This window comes from Saccharopolyspora hirsuta (assembly GCF_008630535.1).
GTDB lineage: Bacteria > Actinomycetota > Actinomycetes > Mycobacteriales > Pseudonocardiaceae > Saccharopolyspora > Saccharopolyspora hirsuta.
In genome coordinates this window covers 38,319-57,132 of the sequence record NZ_VWPH01000002.1, presented here as the reverse complement: position 1 = coordinate 57,132, position 18,814 = coordinate 38,319, and the positions used below count along the sequence as shown (strand labels likewise).

Genomic DNA, 18,814 nt, shown 5'->3' with positions numbered 1-18,814 from the left:
ATCCTCACACGAGTGCGCCGGTCGAGCCCTGCAGCTGCGAGCGGATCTCCGGGGTCAGCATCTGCCCGACGCGCTCCACGAGCATGGTCATCTCGTAGGCGATCAGCCCCATGTCGCACTGCGGGGCGGCGAGCACGGTCAGGCAGGAACCGTCGCTGATGCCCATCTGCAGCAGCGTGCCGCGCTCCATCTCCACGATGGTCTGGACGACACGACCGGCCTCGAAGCACTTCGCCGAACCCTGCGTGAGGCTCAGCAGACCCGACGCGACGGCCGCCAGCTGGTCGGCCCGGTCCCGGGGCAGCGTCGCCGAAGCGGTCAGCACCAGTCCATCGGCGGAGACCACGATCGCGTGCGCCACACCGGCCACGCGCTCGGTGAAGTCGGTGATCAGCCAGCCGAACCTGCGGGAAATCATCTGAGCAGTCATGCAACCTCCTGTTCGTCGCCGAGGTGATCACGCCTTCGCGCTGCGGACACCATGTCAATCCTCGTCGGTTGCTCGGTGCCGACCACGGCTGACACCGCTCTGGAAGTCGGCCAGCCGACCGCGGAGCTTGTCCGCGTCGCGCTGGAACGTCCCGGTGCTGGTCGGCTCGGAATTCGCCACGCTACCCGGAACCAGGTGCGCCTTCGGGGTGCGGCGCGGCAGCCCGGCCTGCGTGAACGAGCTGGGCTGCGGGTTGGCTGCGGCCTCGGCCGCCTCGCGCGCCTTGTCGGCGGCGAAGTTCCACGCGCTGTCGGCCCCGGGGTCGTGCGACGTCCACGGCTCGGGTTCCGACGCCGGTTCGACCGGGTTGAGCCGGGAGTCGGTGGATCCGCCGAACTGCACCCCGTTCTGGGCCAGCTGGCGGCTGATGTCCTCCGCGCTCCGGGACGGCTTGGCCTCCGGTTCGGTCGCGCCGCGCGGTGTGCGGCGCGGCAGCCCGGCGTCGGTGAGCGGCGGGGCTTCCGGTTGCGCGGCCGGCGGTTCCGGTTCCCGGGGGAATCCGTCCGCCTCGTCCTCCGCGCCGGGCCAGCTGAACTCGCCGGTGTCGGACTGCGCCTTCAGGTACGGGTTCTCACTCGCTGGTTGGAACCACTGGGTGGAGACTTCCTCGAAGATGGGCGACTCCTCCTCCGGCCGTTCGGCGGGCGGTTCGACGCCTGGCCAGTCGAATTCGCCGGGAATCGCCCGCGGTTGCTGCGGGATGTCCAGCGGCGCGTCGAACAGGTGCGCCGTCGGCGATTCCTCCGGTTCCGGGGTGTGCGACTCGAACAGGCTCGACGACCCCGGCTCCTGCCAGGGCGACTTCTCCGCCGGGGTCCGGCGCGGCAGCTCACCGGACGTCGGCAGCTCGGTGTGCGCGTGGCCGTTGCGGCGGCTGGGCTGCGGTGCGGCGGGCAGCACCGGCCCGGACTCGACCGACACCACGTGCTCGGCCGGGATCATGACGGTCGCGCGGACGCCCTCCACGTCCGGGCCGCCGTGCAGCTCGACGCCGACGCCGTGCCGCACCGCCAGGCGACCGGCCACGAACAGCCCCATCCGCCGGGAGGTGGCGAGGTCGTCCTCGTCGACCGTGGCCAGGCGCTCGTTGGCCCGCGCCAGCTCCGCCTCGCCCATGCCGATGCCCTGGTCGAGGACGTCGAGCACCACCGTGCCGTCCCCGGCCTGGTAGCTGGACACCGTCACCGTGGTGTCCGGGGCGGAGAAGTTGGCCGCGTTGTCCAGCAGCTCGGCCACCAGGCGCACCAGGTCGCTGGCGGTGTGGCCGCGCAGCTTCACCGCGGGCGGCGGCTGCACCACCACGCGCGGGTACTGCTCGATCTCGGAGACCGCGGCCCGCAGCACGTCGGCCAGGTCGGTGGGCTGGGTGAAGCGCCGCGCCAGGTCCTGGCCGGAGAGCACCATCAGGTTCTCGTTGTTGCGGCGCATCCGGGTGGCCAGGTGGTCCAGCTGGAACAACCGGGCGAGCTGGTCCGGGTCCTCCTCGTCCTGCTCCAGCTCCTCGAACAGCCGCAGCTGCCGCTCCAGCAGGCTCTGGCTGCGCCGGGACACGCTGACGAACATGTCGTTGTAGCCGCGCCGCAGGTCGGCCTGCTCGACCGCGAGCCGCAGCGCCTGCTCGTTCACCTCGTCGAAGGCGCGGGCCACCTGCCCGACCTCGTCGGTGGTGTCCACCGGGACCGGGCTGACCGCGGCGTCGGCCCGCTTGCCCCGCCGGATCGCCTCGACCGCCGCGGGCAGCTCGTAGTCGGCGGCGTCGAGCGCGCTGTCGCGCAGTTCGCTCAGCGAGCTGAGCAGCTGGCGGGCGATCATGATGATGATCGCGGCGGCGACGATCAGCGCCGACAGCAGCAGCACCGAGTCCCAGCCCGCGGTGTCGCTGGCCTCGTCCTCCAGCTGCGCCGCGATCGACCGCACCTCGCCGGCGAGCTCGTCGCGACCGCCGTTGATCGTCTGGACCGATGCGTCGCTGCCGCGGTTCCACTCGTCCCGCGTGACCGAGTAGCCGCCGCTGTAGATGTTGTCGGTGCTCTCCTTCAGCAGCAGGGCCACCATCCGGTTGCGTTCCACGATCGGCGGGGTGACCAGCGTGTCGTCCAACCGCTTCACCCAGCGCTCGCCGACCGTGGCGCGGGCGTCGGCGATCTTGCCGAGCAGCCGGGCGTGCGAACCCTGCAGGCTGCTCAGCGCCTGCGTGGAGAGGCTGCCCTCGCTCAGACCGGTCAGCACCCACACCTGCTGCAGCCGGACCTCTTCGATCAGGGCCAGCATGTCCTGCATCGCGAACGCCGTGCTGGACAGGCTCCGGTCGGCGACGCTGCCGGTCAGCGCGCGGTTCAGCGACATCACCGAGCTGATCACGTCGCTGTAGGCGCCGATGGCCTGGTCCGCCCGCAGCTGGTGGTTCTGCACCTGCTGGCGCAGACCGGCGAGCCCGTCGAGCTTCGGCCGGAGCTCCCGGTAGCGGTCGGCGACGATCGGCCCGAAGTCCTCGGACGAGGCGACGAGCCCGCCGAGCTCGTCGGCCGACCGGTGCACCACGGCGATCTCCCGCTCGAGGGCACCGATGTCGCCGTCACCGACCAGGAACTCGACGGCGCTGTTGCGCTCCCGCTGCAAACCGTCGACCAGCGGCTCGATCCGGTCCACCGCGTCGAGCACTTCCGCGACGCGGCCGAACTCCGCGGCCCGGTCGACCTGCCAGCGGATCTGCCCGATGCCGAGCGTGATCGCGAAGATGACCGGGACCAGGACGACGGCGCCGAGCTTGACCGGCAGGGACCAGTTGCGCCACTGGACCACGGCGCTGCGCAGACGCCCGAACCTCCCCTCGCTCACGGGCGCCCTCCTGGCGTCGAGCTCGGGACTCCGCGCTGGTCAGTCGCGGTACGGAGCCTCTCGGGCGAACAATGGGTGGGCGAACGGCGCATGCGTGCGGTCCCGCAATCGTCGTCTGGGCGGTCGGGGGCGAAATCCAGCTGCGGTCGGGGGGCTCCGGGCGACAGGAAACACCATGCGGTACTGCGCTGTACCGATGGGACTCCGGTGGCACTCAGCGTCACCATTAGCATCTCCGGCCGGCGCATTCGCGACACCGGTACCGAACCGTTACCTTTCCCGTTGAGCCGCTGTCTTTCGGTGCCCAAGCACTATAAGCCCCTGGTGACGGGATAGCACCGGGGCTTTTTCCCATTCGACTACGCCAAACAGGCCATGTCACGCCGAGTGGTCGAAGTCGGCGAAGAACCGCCACCGATTTCACTCGTTCAGCCCAACGCGGGGCGGATCTCTCCGCCGGATCCGGGGCGAAAGGCCAGGTCGATCCTCGGCAACCAGGCATATCGGGCCGCTGACCTGGCAGTACCAGACAGTAACCACGATTCGCGGGGAACCCGCCGACGGCCGCCGAACGGCACCTGAGACCCTGGAAATCAACGGCCCGCGTGGTGATCACCACACTGTTGATCCGGCGCGGGAAGTGGTTAGAATTCCCCGCCTCCGCCGGCCCGCGCGCGCCCGGCGGGCCCACCGCGAAGTCCCAGGAAGGATGCATGAGCAACGCAACGCAATCCGCGCTGCGCGGCAGCCCAGGTGACCAGCCCGGAAATCCGCGGTCGGCCTTCGGCGGAATCGACAAGAGCGCGGTTCGCGCCACCCCGGAACGCCTCGATTTCACCGCTATCGAGCAGAGCGAGGAATTCCGCTCGCTGCGCCGGCGGCTGAAATGGTTCGTTTTCCCGGCGACCGCGTTTTTCCTGATCTGGTACATCGGCTACGTGGCGGTCGCCGCCTACGCCCGGGAATTCATGGCCCGCCCGCTGATCGGCGAGGTCAACGTGGGCCTGGTCCTGGGCGTCGCCCAGTTCGTCACCACGGTCGGGCTGACCACGCTCTACCTGCGGTTCGCCCGCCGCCGCATCGACCCGAAGGTCGACGAGATCCGACAGGACGCGGGAGAGCTCCAGCGATGAACGACCAGCAGCTGATCCCCGCCGACAACTCGATCATCAACACCGCCGTCTTCGCGGCGTTCGTGCTGGTCACGCTGTTCATCGTGTACCGGGTGAGCAGCCGCGGCAGCTCCAGCGACTACTTCGTCGCGGGCAGCTCGTTCAGCGGTGCGCAGAACGGCATCGCGCTGTCCGGCGACTACCTGTCGGCGGCGTCCTTCCTGGGCATCGCCGGGGCCATCGCGGTCTACGGCTACGACGGCTTCCTGTACTCCATCGGCTTCCTGGTCGCCTGGCTGATCAACCTGCTGCTGGTGGCCGAGCGGATGCGCAACACCGGCCGCTTCACCATGGGCGACGTGCTCAGCTTCCGGATGCGGCAGCGCCCGGTGCGCGCGGCGGCGGCCGCCTCCACGCTGGCCATCACGATCATCTACATGATCGCCCAGATGGCCGGTGCGGGCGGTCTGGTCGCCCTGCTGCTGGACGTGCACAGCGGGTTCGGCCAGGCGCTGGTGATCGCCGTGGTCGGCCTGGTGATGATGGTCTACGTGCTGGTCGGCGGCATGAAGGGCACCACCTGGGTGCAGATCATCAAGGCCGCGATGCTGCTGCTGTGCGTGGCGCTGATCACGATCTTCCTGCTCGGCAAGTTCGGCTACAGCATGACCGACCTGCTGCTGCGGGCCGCGGAGAACAACCCGCACGGCCGGGAGATCTTCGCCCCGGGCGTGCAGTACGGGAAGTCGGAGCTGACCCAGCTGGACTTCGTGTCGCTGTCGTTGGCGCTGGTGCTGGGCGTCGGCGGTCTGCCCCACGTGCTGATGCGGTTCTACACCGTGCCCAACGCCCGCGAGGCGCGCCGCTCGGTGGCGTGGGCGATCTGGGTGGTCGCGGCGTTCTACATCTGCACGCTGATCATCGGCTACGGCGCGGCCGCGCTGGTGGGCACCGAGGCCATCCAGTCCGCGCCGGGTGCGGAGAACTCGGCGGCGCCGCTGCTGGCCTACCGCATCGGCGGCACCGTGCTGCTGGGCATCGTCGCCGCGGTCGCCTTCGCCACCATCCTGGCCGTGGTGGCCGGGCTGACGCTGACCGCCTCGGCGTCGTTCGCGCACGACATCTACGCCAACGTGATCCGCCGCGGCGACGTCGACTCCGACGACGTGGTGAAGGTGGCCCGGGTGACCGCGCTGGTGATCGGCGGGGCGTCGATCCTGGGCGGCATCCTGGTCAACGGCCAGAACATCGCGTTCCTGGTCGGCCTGGCGTTCGCCTTCGCCGCCTCGGCGAACCTGTCCACGCTGCTGTACTCGCTGTTCTGGAAGCGGTTCAACACCACGGGCACGCTGTGGGGCATCTACGGCGGCCTGGGCTCCTGCCTGCTGCTGGTGATCTTCTCCCCGGTGGTCTCCGGGGCGTCGGACTCGATCCTGCCGAGCGTGGACTTCGCGTTCTTCCCGCTGAAGAACCCGGGCATCGTGTCCATCCCGATCTCGTTCATCTGCGGCATCATCGGCACCTTCCTGGGCCGCCGCGACGAGGTGGACGAGGAGCGCCGGGCGGAGATGGAGGTCCGGTCGCTGACCGGGATCGGCTCGCGGCTCGGCTGACGCACATCCCTGCGAGGCCCCGGGACGAGCAGTCCCGGGGCCTCCGCCGTTTCCGGCACGCACCGCGTCGAGCGCGCACCGCGGCTCCCCCACATGTGGTGCGCGGCGGCCTGACGCCGTCGCGGACCGTCACCGGCCGTCCGACCGCCGCGCACGAATTCGCTCTACCCAATCGGATACTGCCGGGCCCCCGGAATTCTCCATAAAATGGAGGTGCACCCGCCGAAAAAAGATCGCCCCCGCAAAAGCAGGGGGAAATGGGGCGATCCGGCTGGCGCAGTGGGGGGACACGATGCGCACCGCCATTCGCAATGCGCTGCTGAGCGCGTTCTTCGCCGCCGCCCTGCCGCTGTCCGGGCTGGGCGCGCACCTGGGCACGATCGCCGCCGGTATCAAGGACGCGCTGGCCAAGACCGCTGATCAGACGCAGGTCAGGGACTTCGCGGAGCCCGGTGTGCTGATCCGCTCGGCACCCAGCACGGCCGCCGCCGCGCGCGGATCCGGAGCCCCCGGCGACCGCGTCTCGGTCCGCGGCTCGGCACCCGGGGAAACCATTCGCTGCGCGGACGGGTCGAACAATTCCGAATGGTTCGAAATCACGAATCGGCGCACCTCGGTCAGCGGTTTCGTCAGCGCGTGCTACCTCTGATTCCGGACCCGTTCGCGCCGAGAGCCCCGCCCGGGGGCCGCCGCTCGCTCAGAAGTCCTGGTCGGAGCCCCGCAGCCCCGGCGGGCGCAGCCGCCGCAGGTGCACGAACCGGCTCAGCCGGATCACCGGGCGGATCGCCAGCTCGCAGCTGCCGAGCAGGAACAGCCACGTCCCGGCGGTCGCGGTGGAGTCGTGGAAGAACAGCAGGCTGCCGATGATGAACCAGAGCGCGATGAGGAAGTCGTTGACGATGCCGACCACTTCGTAGCGCTGCCGGACCACCAGCTCCTCGTGCCCGATCCGCAGCACCCACGGGCCCGACTCGGCGGGATCGCTCATCGCCCGATTGTCGGCCCCGGGCGCGGAACCCGCAGGGCCCGCCGCCGGGCTCGCCAGGCGGCGAAGTCCACCCGGTCGGGGTGTATCCAGCTTATCTGCTGGCATTCCGATCCGGACTTCGGGAATCTTGTTCCCAGCAGGCCGAATCCGGCCGCAATCTCCTGATTTTCCCAGCAAGGAAGGATTTTCGCATGTCTTCGTTCAGCACCACCGCCCCGAACCGGCTCGGCGCGCGCTCGCCCTGGGGCCTGCGGGCGGTCCTCGCCGCACTGCTGGCGGTGGCCGCCGTGCTGCTCGGCGCCAACCACGCGCACGCCGCCGCGCCACCGGAAAACCCGTGCCCGGACGGCAACTTCTGCGTGTGGACCGAGCAGAACCACGCCGGGGAGCGGCACGACGTCAGCATCCACAACTCCACCTTCGAGATGGAGCGTTGCGTCGCGCTGGAGCACCCGGGCGAGGCACTGTCCTTTGTGAACAACACGGGCCACCAGGTCACCGCGTACCAGGACCCGCACTGCGACACCGAGGCCGACTTCGCGACCTACCCACCCGGGGCGCAGGCACCGCAGTCGACGTTCGTGGTCCGCGCCATCAAGGTCTGGTCGCACTGAGGGAGCGGTTCAGGACGCGGTGCGAGACCCTCCTGGCCGGGCAACCCCGATGCCTCGCCGCGAGCCAGCACCGCAGCTCGGGAACCACTCACGCAGTCGCTCAGCGGACCAGGTCCCGCATCAGCTCGAGCAGCCGTCGGGCGGAGTTGTTCCAGGTGAACTCCGCCGCCTGACCGCGAGCGGCGGCCACCAGGTCCGCGCGCACCCGGTCGTCCTCCACCCGGCGCACCGCAGCGGCGAAGTCCTTCGACGACCCCGGGTCGAAGAACTCCGCGTGGCCACCGGTGACCTCGTGGAAGATCTCCAGGTCGCTGCAGACCACCGGCGTCCCCGCGTTCATCGCCTCGATGATCGGCAGTCCGAACCCCTCGTCCCGAGAAGCGGTGACCAGCGCGCTGGCCCGACCGAGCAGCCGCTGGTAGTCGCTCTCCCCGATACCCCGCCAGAAGACCACGTCCGCGCCCGGCGGCAGCTGCGCCCGCAGCTCCGCTTCCCGCTGCGGCGCGATCCGGCTGACCAGGTGCAGCCGGTACCCGGGAAGGAGAGCCATGCCCGAGATCAGGGTTTCCACGTTCTTGTACGGCATGAACGAACCCATGTACACAAGTTCCCGAGGGCCGCCCTCGGCCGCTCCGGCCGCGTCCGGCCCGTCGCCCTCCGGCAGCGGTGACGGTGCATTGTGGACGACCGTGACCGGGCGCCGGGTGAGCCGGTGCTCGGCGATGAGCTTCCGCGTCGTCTCGCTGACCGTGACCACCGCGTCGGCCCGGTTCAGCATGACGCGCTGCGGCCAGAACGCCTTGTGGTACAGCCGCCACGCGATGCGGACCGGCAGCGGCAGGAACCCCGGCGGCTCCGGGTGCCGGTAGTAGATCAGGTCGTGCAGCGTGAGGACCAGCCGGTACTTGCGGCGGAACCCCCCGATCACCTGCAGCGGGCTGAACACCACGTCCGCGCCGAGCCGGTTCAGCGTGCGCGAGAGCCACAGCTCGCGCGGCGAGAACGGGCTGTTGACCTTCAGGTGCGGAACACCCTCCGGCAGCAACCGCAGCTGCCGCTCGTCGTGGATCAACATCGTCACCGGATGGAGGTGGTGCAATGCTTCGATCAGGCTCGCCCCGTAGCGGCTGATCCCGTCGTGCTGATCGGTGCGCGTCCAACGCGCGTCGACCACAATGTTCATCGTCCCGGCCTCGTCGGCACGCCGCTCGGCGGTGCCTGCTGCCCGTCCCCTGCCCGCGTCGCTCATGGCGTTCCCAGGAAGCGCTGGATCGCTTCGGCCGCCGGACCCGGTGTTTCGTAGTGCACCAGGTGCCCGACGCCCGGGATCACCACGAGCTCGGCGTCGGACATCCGGGCGGCCAGGGCCCGCTGGCCCGCCAGCGGTGCGATCTCGTCGGACTCCCCGGCGATGAGCAGCGTCGGCAGGTGGATGTCGTCGGCGTGCTCGGTGACGGTGTGCGCCGTCGACGCGTCGAAGGTCTCGCTGACCAGGGCGGGGCTGTGGAAGCGGCTGAAGTGGCGCAGGTGGTTGGCGTCGATGAACTCGCGCAGCTGCTTGTCCTTGGTGCGCGTCATCGCCCGGCTCGCCGCCAGCACCACCCAGCGATTGCTCAGCAGCGAGTGCCCGGCCCGGAGCGGCAACCGCTTGCCCAGCGTGTAGTAGGCGGAGGTCAACCCGGACAGCAGCACGCGCGGCCCGCGCAGCGCCGGGGTGGCGATCGGGTTGACCAGCACCAGCCTGCGGACGAGCTCGGGCGCGGTGGCGGCCACCCGGGCCGCGATGATCGAGCCGAACGAGTGCCCGAGCAGCACGACCGGCCGCTGGCCGCCGACCTGCTCGATCAGCTCGGTGATCACCTTCGCGTAACCGGCCACGTCGTGGCGCTGCCCGGTCATCGGCCCGGAGTCCCCGAACCCGGGCAGGTCCGGGATGACCACGCGGTGGTCGGGCAGGCCTGCGGCGATGAGCTCCAAGCCGTGGTGCGTACCGCGCAGCCCGTGCACCATCAGCACCGTGTCGGCGCCGACCGCTCCGTCCTGCGCATCGGCACCGGCGGCGAGGTCGTCGCGGTAGGTCCAGTAGTGCACGTCAGCGCCGCTGATCCGCGCCACCCGCTCGGCGGGGTGGAGTTCCGGGGTGACCACGGCGGCTCAGCTCGCCAGCTCGGTGCGGATCTCGTCGAGCTCCACAGCGCCCTCCGGGTCGATCACGTGGTGGTAGATCGACTCGAACCGGCCGAGGATCTCGTCGATGTCGTGCCGGGAGACCAACCGCTCGCTGGCCCGGCCCATCCGGTCGATCGTGGCGCGGTCGACCAGCACGTCGTCGATGGCCCGGGCCAGCGCGTGCACGTCGCGCGGCGGGTAGAGCCAGCCGTTCTGGCCCGGCTGCACGAGGTGCGGCAGCGCCATGGCGTTGGCCAGCACGACCGGGGTGCCCGCCGACATGGCCTCCATGGTGGCCAAGCTCTGCAGCTCGGCGATGCTGGGCATGCAGAACAGGTCGGCGCGGGCGTAGGCCGCCAGCAGCTCCTCCTCGCTGAGGTAGCCGTGGAAGTGCACCTGGTCGGCGATCCCGAGCTCGGCGGCGAGCTGCTCGAAGGCGGCGCGGCGGCTGCCGTTGCCCACGATCTCCAGCCGGGTCGGGGCCTTGGTGCGCAGCAGCGACATCGCGCGGAGCAGGTCGTCGATGTGCTTCTCCTCGTCGAGGCGTCCGACGAAGAGCACGGTCCGGGTCTCCGGGTCCGGGTTCTGCGCGCGGTAGCGCTCGGCGGGCCGCCGGTACCGCTCGACGTCGATCCCGCAGGAGACCGGGAGCGCCACGTCGGTGAACCCGTTGTCCTGCAGCAGCTGGACGGCGCGGGGGGTCGGCGCGGTGACCAGCTGCGCCTTGCTGTAGTGCTTGACCAGGTTGCGCCACAGCAGGCGACCGGCCGCGTCCTGCAGCGCCTGCGGGACCTTGATGTAGCCGAAGATGTTCTCCGGCATGAAGTGGTTGGTGGCCACCAGCGGGAGCTCGCGCTGCCGGGCCGAGTTGATCAGCCCGCGGCAGATGAAGAAGTGCGACTGCACGTGCACGACGTCGGGCTGGATGTCGGCCAGCAGCTGGTCGGCGCGGCGGGCCTGCCACGGCATGATGCCGCGGATCGACGGGTGGAACGGCGAGCCGTAGGAGGGCACCCGGTGCACCGTCACGCCGTCCTCGACCTCGATGTGCTCGGTGCGGTCGGACGAGTGGCAGACGACGTGCACGTCGTGGCCGCGGGCGGACAGCCCGGTCGCCAACCGGTGCCCGAAGTTCGCCGCGCCGTTCACGTGGGGCGGGTAGGTGGTCGCACCGACCACGATCCGCAGCGGTCGGCTGTGCGGTTGCGAAGTCAAGAGGAACTCCCGTCAGGACGATCTGTCGAACTCGGTCCGGCAAGATCACTGCTGCCGGTCACCGGAGCGGGCACGCGCCGCTCCTGGGTGTCGGGGTGGTAGCGCGCGAGCGCGAACACCCCGATGCAGGCCACCACCGCGCAGAGGGCCTGACCGGTGGCGGTCCAGGCGCTGACCTGGTCGGCCTCGCCGAGCAGGCCGATGCCCAGGCCGACCGCGACGATCGGGTCGATCACGGTCAGGCAGGCCACCACGAGGTCCGGTGGGCCGCTGGCGTAGCCGTGCTGCAGCAGCCAGCCGCCCACGACCATCGCCACGGCGATGCCGAGCAGTGGAAGGGGGTTGATGTCCAGCAGGTCGGTGGTGCCGAGCTGCTGCGCGACGGCGCGCATCAGCAGCGACACGTACCCGTAGGCGATGGCGCACCCGGCGGCGAAGAGGATGCAGCGCACCTTCGACCGGGTCAGCACGGCCAGCACGCCCACCGCCAGCACGGCGGCGGCGACCAGCTGGGTGGCCAGCAGCTGCACGTCCCCGGCCACCGGGGTGGCGGTCGCGCTGCCGGCGGCGAGGAAGACGAACGCGGCGACACCGCCGGTGGCCGCGGTCACCGCGAGCAGGACGTTGGGGCTCAGGTCGCGGACCCGGGTGCCCTGCTGGCGGACGTTCAGCAGCACGGTGATCGGCAGGGCCAGCACGCCGATCGGCTGGACCACGCTGAGCGGGGCGAGGCCGAGCGCGCAGGCGTGCAGCACCGCACCGGTGCCGAGCGAGGCGAGGCCGACCAGCCAGCGCGGGTTGCGGACGAGCTTCGACTGGACCCGCAGGCCCAGGCCGGAGCCGTCCATCGTGTCGTGGACCGCGGCGTGCTGCATCCGCGCCCCGACCGCGTTCCCGAGGGCCCCCAGGGCAGCGAGCAACACCGCGAGCGCAGTCATCGCGGACCACGCCCAGTCGTCGGGTTCGGGTGGAGCTGCACGACCGGGTCAGTCCTCTTCAGCAGGCTGCGGGAACGTTCGACTACCGAACACCCTAGTCGGCGACCCATGTCACGTCCCGCTGTCGAGCCTCGCGGCGTCCGCCGCTCCGGCCTGCTGCCCGCGTCGGGATCCGCCCCCGGCGGTTCCCGCCTCCGCTGTCCGTCCACACCGCTCAATCTCGCGCTTCGCGGGCCCGACTCACATCCGGGGTCGGACCCCCAATTTCCCTGAGACGTTCCAGGCTCGCACTTCGCGGCGCCGAGCGCGCCACTGGGCCGCTGCGCCAGGTGAACGCCTCAACGGCCGTCGCTGACCAGGCGAAACGCGATTCCCGTCCGCGTCCCTGAGCACCTCCGGGGATCTCCGTGCCCACCCTGACCCGAGCACTCGCCGATGCGCTGCGAAACGCTATTGCAGCGCTCCGTGAAACACCGGTCGAATAAGCGTGAACCGAGCCGGTGAACGAAAGCCGACGGCTCGACGAATCGAGCGGAAAGAACCGCGCGGGGTCCGGAATCGCTTCGCCCGCGCACGGTCGAGCTGCGCCGGGCGCGCCCCCCGCGTGCGCTTCTGCGCTGGCCGCCGGATACACGTGGTCGACTCTAGAACAACGATGCTGAGGACATTGTCAGCAACACAACCCGGCCGGGCCCGGCGTCCGCGCGGATTGCCGGACCGGCAAACCCGGCTAATCGAGACCAACCGAGAAAACACCTCGCGAACTGGGAAATCACCCAATTCGAAGATCAACTATTCAGCGCGCGGGCGGTGACCGAGACTACACATCGCCAACATCACCCCGCACCGGCGAACTCGCGCACCGAAACAATTCGGTCACGACCGGTGATCGGCTTCGGTGCCCGCTCCGGATTCACCGCTCGTCCGGGTGAGACGATGCATCCGTGGCCGCCGATTCTGATGCCGTTGCCCGGTCGAAACGACCCGCGGAACCGGATCGCCCCAGCGGCGCCGGAGAACGCGGCGCCACCGGCGCGAAGACCGCCGTGGTGCTCGCCCTCGTCGGCGGCGCCCTGCTGGCCACCCTGATCACCACCGCTTACACCGCGGTGGGCACCATCCCCGGACTGCCCGACCCGCCGACGCTGGTGCGCTTCGGCCTGCCCGCCGCGCGGGTCGTGCTCGACCTGGCCGCGCTGGCCACGGTCGGCCTGAGCATGTTGCCGAAGCTGCTGGGCTTCGACCGCCCGAAGCAGACCGAACCGATCATGGCGCTGGCCCGGCGCGCCACCGTGATCACCGCGCTGCTCTGGATGCTCGCCGCCCTGGTGTCCCTGGTCCTGCAGGCCGCGGAGCTGAGCCCGGACCGCGCGGTGACCTTCCAGCTGATCGTCGACTACGTGGCGAACGTCCCGGCCGGTCCGGGCCTGCTCGCCAGCGCCGGGGCCGGTCTGGCGTGCGCGGTGCTGGGCCTGCTGGCCATCCGGTTCGGCGAGTCGGTGCCCGCCGAGCTGCGCACCATCGTCGCCCTGCTGGGCCTGCTGCCGATCCCGCTGACCGGCCACGCCACGGACTGGCGGTACCACGACTTCAGCATGATCTCGATGGAGCTGCACGTGATCGGTGCGGCGATGTGGACCGGCGGGCTGGCCGCGGTCGCGGTGTTCGTCGCGCCGCGGCGCGGGCTGCTGGCGGAAGCGCTGCCGCGGTTCTCCAAGCTCGCCACCATCGCGTTCGTCGTGGTCGGCGCCTCGGGCCTGTTCAACGGCCTGATGACGCTGCTCATCACGCCGAACGTCGGCCTGCTCGGCCTGGTCACCACCGGTTACGGCCAGATCATCGTGGCGAAGGCGATCTGCCTGGTGGCGCTGGGCGCGGTGGCGGCGCAGATGCGCTTCCGCCTGCTGCCCCGCATCGCCCGCCACCAGCGCACCGCGCTCCTCGCCTGGGCCGCCGCCGAGGTCGCGGTGATGGGCGTGGCCTACGGCCTGGGCGTGGTGCTCTCCCGCGCCCCGGTCGTCGTCTGACCCCGCGAGACGAGCCGCTGCCACACCCCGGTGTCGAGCAGGAACTGCAAGAACCACCACAGCCCGGCGAACAGCACCACCACGTACACCGCCGACCAGTAGTCCGACGGCGGCGCGGCCAGGTAGGTCTGCTGCAGCGACAGCGCCGCGTAGGAAACCGCGGTCACGGCCACCGCGCCGACCAGCGGCCGGATCCGCGCCGCCAGCTGGAACGACAGGTCGATCGCCACCGCCCCGGCCAGCAGGAAGAACGGCACGGTCGAGATCGGGAAGTCGGCGGCGGCCAGCAGCCCCCAAGCCACGCAGCGGAACGCCAGGTAACCGGCGGCGATGGTGGTGGCGGTCCACCTGCTCCCGACCAGCCGCCGCGCCAGCAGCAGCGTGCCGAGCCCGGTGAGCACCGCCCACGACGGGTACACCCAGTCCGGCACCGGCAGCGTGAAGTGCTCGACGGCGACCCGGTCCAGCGGCCGCCCCAGGTCGTCGGCGGCGAACTGCAGCAGGATGTCCTCGGCGTAAGGCGTGCCGCGGTCCCACGCGGCCAGCCCGAGCACGCCGTACTCCTGGTGCTGGTTCAGGAACAGGAAGTTGTCCAGCACCGTGAACCACAGGAAGCAGGTGATCGGGTGGAAGTACCGGTCGCCGCGACCGTGCTGCGCCCAGCCGCGGATCAGCCCGATGCTCATCAGCCCGGTGCCGATGTAGAGCAGCGCGTGCGACGGGCTCCACGCGGTGATGTCCAGCCCGTTGACCCGGTGGTTGATCACGTCCAGCGGGGCGGCCACCAGGAAGATGCCGAGCCCCCACTGCATCCAGCGCAGCGTGGCGCGGTCGACGCCGATCCCGGTGTAGGTGTGGAAGACGACCAGGCCCACCACGATCACGGTGCCGACGGTGTTGATCAGGTGCGGGGGCGCGAGGTCGTCGCGCAGCCACTTGAAGTGCCAGCAGATGTCCCAGGTCGCGCCCGCGATCTTGAAGGCCATCGCGACGACCCACCAGCGGTAGAGCGCGACCACGAGCTCTGAGGGTGCGTCCCGGCCCGGCTCACCGCGCGTCCAGTGGCCGCGGACCAGCTCCGCCATCCCCGCCATCGCGTTCACCTCCGTCTCGCGACGTTCACGCGAAGACGGTAGTGGGGATCCGATCAGCGGAGCCGGTCATCGACGTACCCGGCAGTAACGGTTTGGCAAACGCCGCCGTCAGCGCGGGATCTTCAGCACCTGGCCGACGTAGATCAGGTCCGGGTTGGAGATCCCGTTGACCCGCGCGATCTCCCGCCAGTCCACACCGAGCTTCGCGCCGATCTCGGACAGCGTGTCGCCCGGCTGCACCACGTAGGTCTCCTCCGGCGGCGCCGGCGGCGGGGGCGGCGGCGCGCCCGCCCCGGTGAGCACCTCCAGCGGCACCATCGAGACGTTCAGGTCGGTGTTGCCGCCGATGCCCGGCACCTGCCCGTCGGACGCGTGCTGGTGGATCACCACGCGGTCGGTCAGGTAGCCCGGTTCGCCCGGCGGGCGGCCGTAGTGCGCGACCCACAGGAACACCCCGGGGTCCACCCAGGTGTCGGTGGCCAGCTTGTCCTGGAACCAGGACGCCGAGGCGTACACGACGACCTCGTGGCGGCCGGTGTGCCCGCGGATGGCGTCGATGAAGCCCTTCACCCAGGCGCCGAGGTTCGGCGCGTCGGTCTCGATGTCCAGGCACGGCGGCAGGTTCCCGGCCGCGCTGGAGTTCAGCCGCGCCAGCTGACCGGCGAAATCGGCCGCGTCCTGCTGCGGGGAATTCGTGTCCGGGCGGGCGAAGTGGTAGAGCCCGGTGACCATGCCCGCGCCGCGGGCCCCGGCCAGCTGGGCGTCCAGCGTCGGACTCACGTACCCGACGCCTTCCGTCGCCTTGATGTAGCTGAAGACGTATCCGGCGCCGCGAACCGCTCCCCAATCCGGTTCCCCCTGATATCGCGCCACATCAATGCCGGGAATGCGTTCGGCCATGATCAAACCCCCTGAGCTCGGCCTGCTGCGGTGCCCAAAGATATCGAAGTCGTAGGAACCCGCAGTCCCGCCGTTCAGGTCAAGACAACCACCCGATCGGGGTATCTCAAAACGAGAACCTCCGAATTCTCGAATCGGTAATTGCACGACCGGGTAACCCCACCGGCTGGAATGCACCCGATCAGCCGATCGCGGGCGGAGCGGTGTTCAGCCCCGCGGAGCAACGGCCGACCACGCACCGCACGGCCCCCGAAGGGCGGAGGATGGGGGCGGGAGGCAACCCCTTCGCCGACCGGACGTCTTCAGAACAGCAGAGCAGTGACCGACGGACCCCGCCGACGCGCGGCGGGAACGGGAGGTGGTCGTCGTGACCGCGCACCGACTGCGAACCATCGGACTGCGGACGCTCCAGGCGTCCGGAGCCCTGCTGATCGCGGGGCTGATGACCGGCTGTGGCCAGGCCGCCCAGACCGGCAAGGTCATCACCGAACCCGCCTCGAACCCCCAGCCACCGGCAGCGGCCCTGGAGCTGCAACCGCCCGCCGAGCTGCCCCAACCGCCCGCCACCGAGACCCCCAGCAGCCCTGAGAGCACCGCCGCCCAGGCACCGCCGGAGACGCCGAAGCAGCAGGCCAGCAAGGTGACCCGCTGCCACACCTCGATGCTCACCGGCTCGCTGCAGAACCCGGAGGCCGGGGCCGGGCAGCGCTACGCCGAGCTGACCCTGACCAACAGCAGCGGCGAGACCTGCACCCTGTACGGCTACGGCGGGCTGCAGCTGGTCGACGCCTCCGGCCGCGCGCTGCCGACCGACGCCAAGCGCACCCCGAACCCCGGCCCGTCGCTGATCAGGCTGGCCCCGGGCGAGTCGGCCAGCGCCACGCTGCACTGGACGGCCGTCCCGCACGAGGGCGAACCGACCGACGGACCGTGCGCGCCCACCGCGGCCCGCCTCGAGGTCATCCCGCCCGACGAGACCGACCCGCTGTCGGTCACCTGGAACTCCGGCCCGGTCTGCGGCTTCGGCTCCATCGACGGCACCGCCTACCACCGGTGACCCCGTCGCCGGGCGTGCCGCACCGAGCGCGCCCGGTCCGGCGCGTCGTCGCCGAAACACGGCGCGGCATTTGGCTCGATCGGATGAGTTGTGCTGTGGTGGCAGCATGATCGAGCCAACGGATCGAGAGATCACCGGACGTCACGGCAACCTGGTGGTGCGGGAGTGGGCCGCGACCAACCCCGGCTGGATCGCGCTGATCGCGCACGGTTACGGCGAGCACTCCGGCCGCTACCAGTGGGTCGCCGAGCAGCTGGTGGCCGCCCGCGCCCAGGTCTACGCGCCGGACCACGTCGGGCACGGGCGCTCGGACGGCGAGCGGGTCCGCTTCTCCGACGCCGAGACGATCGTGGCCGATCTGGAGACGCTGCGGCAGCAGGTCGCCGCCGAGCACCCCGGCCTCCCCGTCGTCCTCATCGGACACTCGATGGGCGGCATGCTCGCCGCCCGCTACGCGCAGGAGCACCAGGAGCACCTGGCGGCGGTGGTGCTCTCCGCCCCGGTGCTGGGCACCTGGCACGTGCTGGACCTGCTGGAGCACGACGAGATCCCGGACACCCCGATCGACCCGTCGACGCTGTCCCGCGACCCCGAGGTCGGCGCGGCCTACGTGGCCGACCCGCTGGTCTGGCACGGCCCGTTCAAGCGCCCCACGCTGCAGGCCATCGACAACTGCCTGCTGGCCATCAACGAGGGCCCGACGCTGGACAAGCCGACCCTGTGGGTGCACGGCGAGGACGACGAGCTGGTGCCGGAAGCCGACACCAGGACCGGCATCGACCGCATCCGCGGCCACGAGTTCCACGAGCACATCTACCCGGGCGGCCGCCACGAGCTGTTCAACGAGACGAACAAGGAAGAGGTAATGGGCGACGTACTAACCTTCATCGCCCGCGAGCTGAACTCCTAGTTTTTCGTCGTTGATTCCAGGCTCGTCTTGCTTAGCGGTGCCGGTAGCGGAACCTCAGCGCCCGCCTGGACTGCGGTGTCCCTGACTGATGTATGACCAATACACGGCGTCAGGGCCGTCCTCGCCAGGCGAACGCTGAGAACCCGCGGCGGTGCGAGTTGACAGCGTGGGTTATGCGCCTGGCGGCGCATGCGACGACCTAGCGATCGGTGCCGGTCGCCCGTCGCGGTCGCTGTCTACCGCCGAAAGCGGCTTCGCCGCTTGCCTGACGACGGCCGATCTGCGGAGCCCCCTCGCCACTCTTGCTCGCCTTGCGGCTGCACTCCTGCTCGCCTTGCGGCTGCCGGTTCTGGCCGTGGTCGGTGCTCGTGCGCTCACCTCGCCACCGCTGCTTTGGTCGTGGGGGTTGTTTTGGCTGGTCATGGGTCGTGAGTGCTTTTCGGGGTCAGAGCACCGGAAAGCACTCACGAGTCCTGAGCAGGCTGAACCGTTGCTTTGGCCGTGCGATCAGTGGCGGGCTTGGTGTTGCTGTCGCCCGTCGGGGTCGGCTGGGGTTTTGGCAGCCGGTCTTGATCGCCGGGTTCGCCTGGCTGTCGCGGGTTCCGGTGGGCTGACGCGGGGTGCCAGTTTTGCCTAAAACTGGCACGCCACCACGCTCGGAGCGGCCGGTCAGTTACCGGCAAAACTGGCGCTCCGTCCTTGGGCAGGACTGCTTTGCCGAGGCTCCGCTCTGGTGGGGTTGGGGTATTTCTGGTTGCTATTAACATCCAGAGGTTTGAATCTCGATCATTACTCGATCGGGTGAGGCGTGTCGCTTGCGAAGTTGCAGGTCGGGCGTGGGGCGGGAAG

16 protein-coding genes are annotated in these 18,814 nt (G+C 70.4%); 7 read left to right on the top strand and 9 right to left on the bottom strand.

What is annotated here, in order from left to right:
* Window positions 1-4: 4 nt before the first annotated feature.
* Both F1721_RS03305 and F1721_RS03300 read right to left on the bottom strand, forming a co-directional pair.
* The gene (locus F1721_RS03305) at window positions 5-430 is read right to left on the bottom strand and encodes a roadblock/LC7 domain-containing protein (RefSeq protein WP_093155918.1); all 426 of its coding nucleotides are present in this window, start codon (window positions 428-430) and stop codon (window positions 5-7) included.
* 54 nt (window positions 431-484) lie between these two features.
* Window positions 485-3,328 carry a sensor histidine kinase gene (locus F1721_RS03300; protein WP_150065050.1) on the bottom strand — a complete coding sequence of 948 codons (2,844 nt, stop codon included), beginning with the start codon at window positions 3,326-3,328 and terminating at the stop codon, window positions 485-487.
* 713 nt (window positions 3,329-4,041) lie between these two features.
* On the opposite strand from F1721_RS03300, the gene F1721_RS03295 reads away from it, so the two are divergent.
* The 3 genes from F1721_RS03295 to F1721_RS03285 all read left to right on the top strand — a co-directional run bounded on the left by F1721_RS03295 (window position 4,042) and on the right by F1721_RS03285 (window position 6,702).
* Window positions 4,042-4,461, top strand: coding sequence for a DUF485 domain-containing protein (locus F1721_RS03295; protein WP_150065049.1), 420 nt, complete (start codon window positions 4,042-4,044; stop codon window positions 4,459-4,461).
* On the top strand, window positions 4,458-6,053 hold the full coding sequence (locus F1721_RS03290; RefSeq protein ID WP_150065048.1) for a solute symporter family protein: 1,596 nt from the start codon (window positions 4,458-4,460) through the stop codon (window positions 6,051-6,053). The genes F1721_RS03295 and F1721_RS03290 overlap by 4 nt, the downstream gene beginning before the upstream one ends.
* A 292-nt stretch (window positions 6,054-6,345) precedes the next feature.
* On the top strand, window positions 6,346-6,702 hold the full coding sequence (locus tag F1721_RS03285; RefSeq protein ID WP_150065047.1) for a hypothetical protein: 357 nt from the start codon (window positions 6,346-6,348) through the stop codon (window positions 6,700-6,702).
* A gap of 48 nt (window positions 6,703-6,750) precedes the next feature.
* On the opposite strand, the gene F1721_RS03280 is transcribed toward F1721_RS03285, so the two are convergent.
* On the bottom strand, window positions 6,751-7,041 hold the full coding sequence (locus tag F1721_RS03280) for a YrhK family protein (RefSeq protein ID WP_150065046.1): 291 nt from the start codon (window positions 7,039-7,041) through the stop codon (window positions 6,751-6,753).
* A 191-nt stretch (window positions 7,042-7,232) separates the two neighbouring features.
* On the opposite strand from F1721_RS03280, the gene F1721_RS03275 reads away from it, so the two are divergent.
* Complete coding sequence (locus tag F1721_RS03275) at window positions 7,233-7,655, top strand: peptidase inhibitor family I36 protein (RefSeq protein ID WP_150065045.1); 423 nt, start codon at window positions 7,233-7,235, stop codon at window positions 7,653-7,655.
* Between the two features lie 100 nt (window positions 7,656-7,755).
* Here F1721_RS03275 and F1721_RS03270 read toward each other — a convergent pair whose 3' ends face one another.
* The 4 genes from F1721_RS03270 to F1721_RS03255 are packed head-to-tail and all read right to left on the bottom strand — an operon-like array spanning window position 7,756 to window position 11,962.
* Window positions 7,756-8,904: a glycosyltransferase family 4 protein gene (locus F1721_RS03270; protein WP_246154161.1), complete on the bottom strand. Its 1,149-nt coding sequence runs from the start codon at window positions 8,902-8,904 to the stop codon at window positions 7,756-7,758.
* The gene (locus tag F1721_RS03265) at window positions 8,901-9,803 is read right to left on the bottom strand and encodes an alpha/beta fold hydrolase (protein ID WP_150065044.1); all 903 of its coding nucleotides are present in this window, start codon (window positions 9,801-9,803) and stop codon (window positions 8,901-8,903) included. Before F1721_RS03265 ends, F1721_RS03270 begins: the two co-directional genes overlap by 4 nt.
* A gap of 6 nt (window positions 9,804-9,809) precedes the next feature.
* Entirely contained in the window at window positions 9,810-11,039 is a 1,230-nt protein-coding gene (locus F1721_RS03260) for a glycosyltransferase (protein WP_150065043.1), read from the bottom strand.
* Window positions 11,036-11,962, bottom strand: coding sequence for a DMT family protein (locus tag F1721_RS03255; protein WP_246154301.1), 927 nt, complete (start codon window positions 11,960-11,962; stop codon window positions 11,036-11,038). The genes F1721_RS03260 and F1721_RS03255 overlap by 4 nt, the downstream gene beginning before the upstream one ends.
* A 959-nt stretch (window positions 11,963-12,921) precedes the next feature.
* Between F1721_RS03255 and F1721_RS03250 the strand changes: the two genes are divergently transcribed.
* On the top strand, window positions 12,922-14,004 hold the full coding sequence (locus tag F1721_RS03250) for a copper resistance D family protein (protein WP_150065041.1): 1,083 nt from the start codon (window positions 12,922-12,924) through the stop codon (window positions 14,002-14,004).
* Here F1721_RS03250 and F1721_RS03245 read toward each other — a convergent pair.
* Both F1721_RS03245 and F1721_RS03240 read right to left on the bottom strand, forming a co-directional pair.
* Complete coding sequence (locus F1721_RS03245; protein WP_246154155.1) at window positions 13,959-15,098, bottom strand: hypothetical protein; 1,140 nt, start codon at window positions 15,096-15,098, stop codon at window positions 13,959-13,961. The two genes, F1721_RS03250 and F1721_RS03245, sit on opposite strands and share 46 nt — an antisense overlap.
* Before the next feature lie 108 nt (window positions 15,099-15,206).
* The gene (locus F1721_RS03240; RefSeq protein WP_150065040.1) at window positions 15,207-15,998 is read right to left on the bottom strand and encodes a GH25 family lysozyme; all 792 of its coding nucleotides are present in this window, start codon (window positions 15,996-15,998) and stop codon (window positions 15,207-15,209) included.
* Window positions 15,999-16,365: 367 nt separating this feature from the next.
* Here F1721_RS03240 and F1721_RS03235 point away from each other — a divergent pair, with 367 nt between their 5' ends.
* Together F1721_RS03235 and F1721_RS03230 are read left to right on the top strand one after the other, a co-directional pair.
* Window positions 16,366-17,055: a DUF4232 domain-containing protein gene (locus F1721_RS03235; protein ID WP_246154147.1), complete on the top strand. Its 690-nt coding sequence runs from the start codon at window positions 16,366-16,368 to the stop codon at window positions 17,053-17,055.
* Window positions 17,056-17,161: 106 nt separating this feature from the next.
* Window positions 17,162-17,965, top strand: a complete 804-nt coding sequence (locus F1721_RS03230) for an alpha/beta hydrolase (RefSeq protein WP_150065039.1) — start codon at window positions 17,162-17,164, stop codon at window positions 17,963-17,965.
* Window positions 17,966-18,814: the final 849 nt, after the last annotated feature.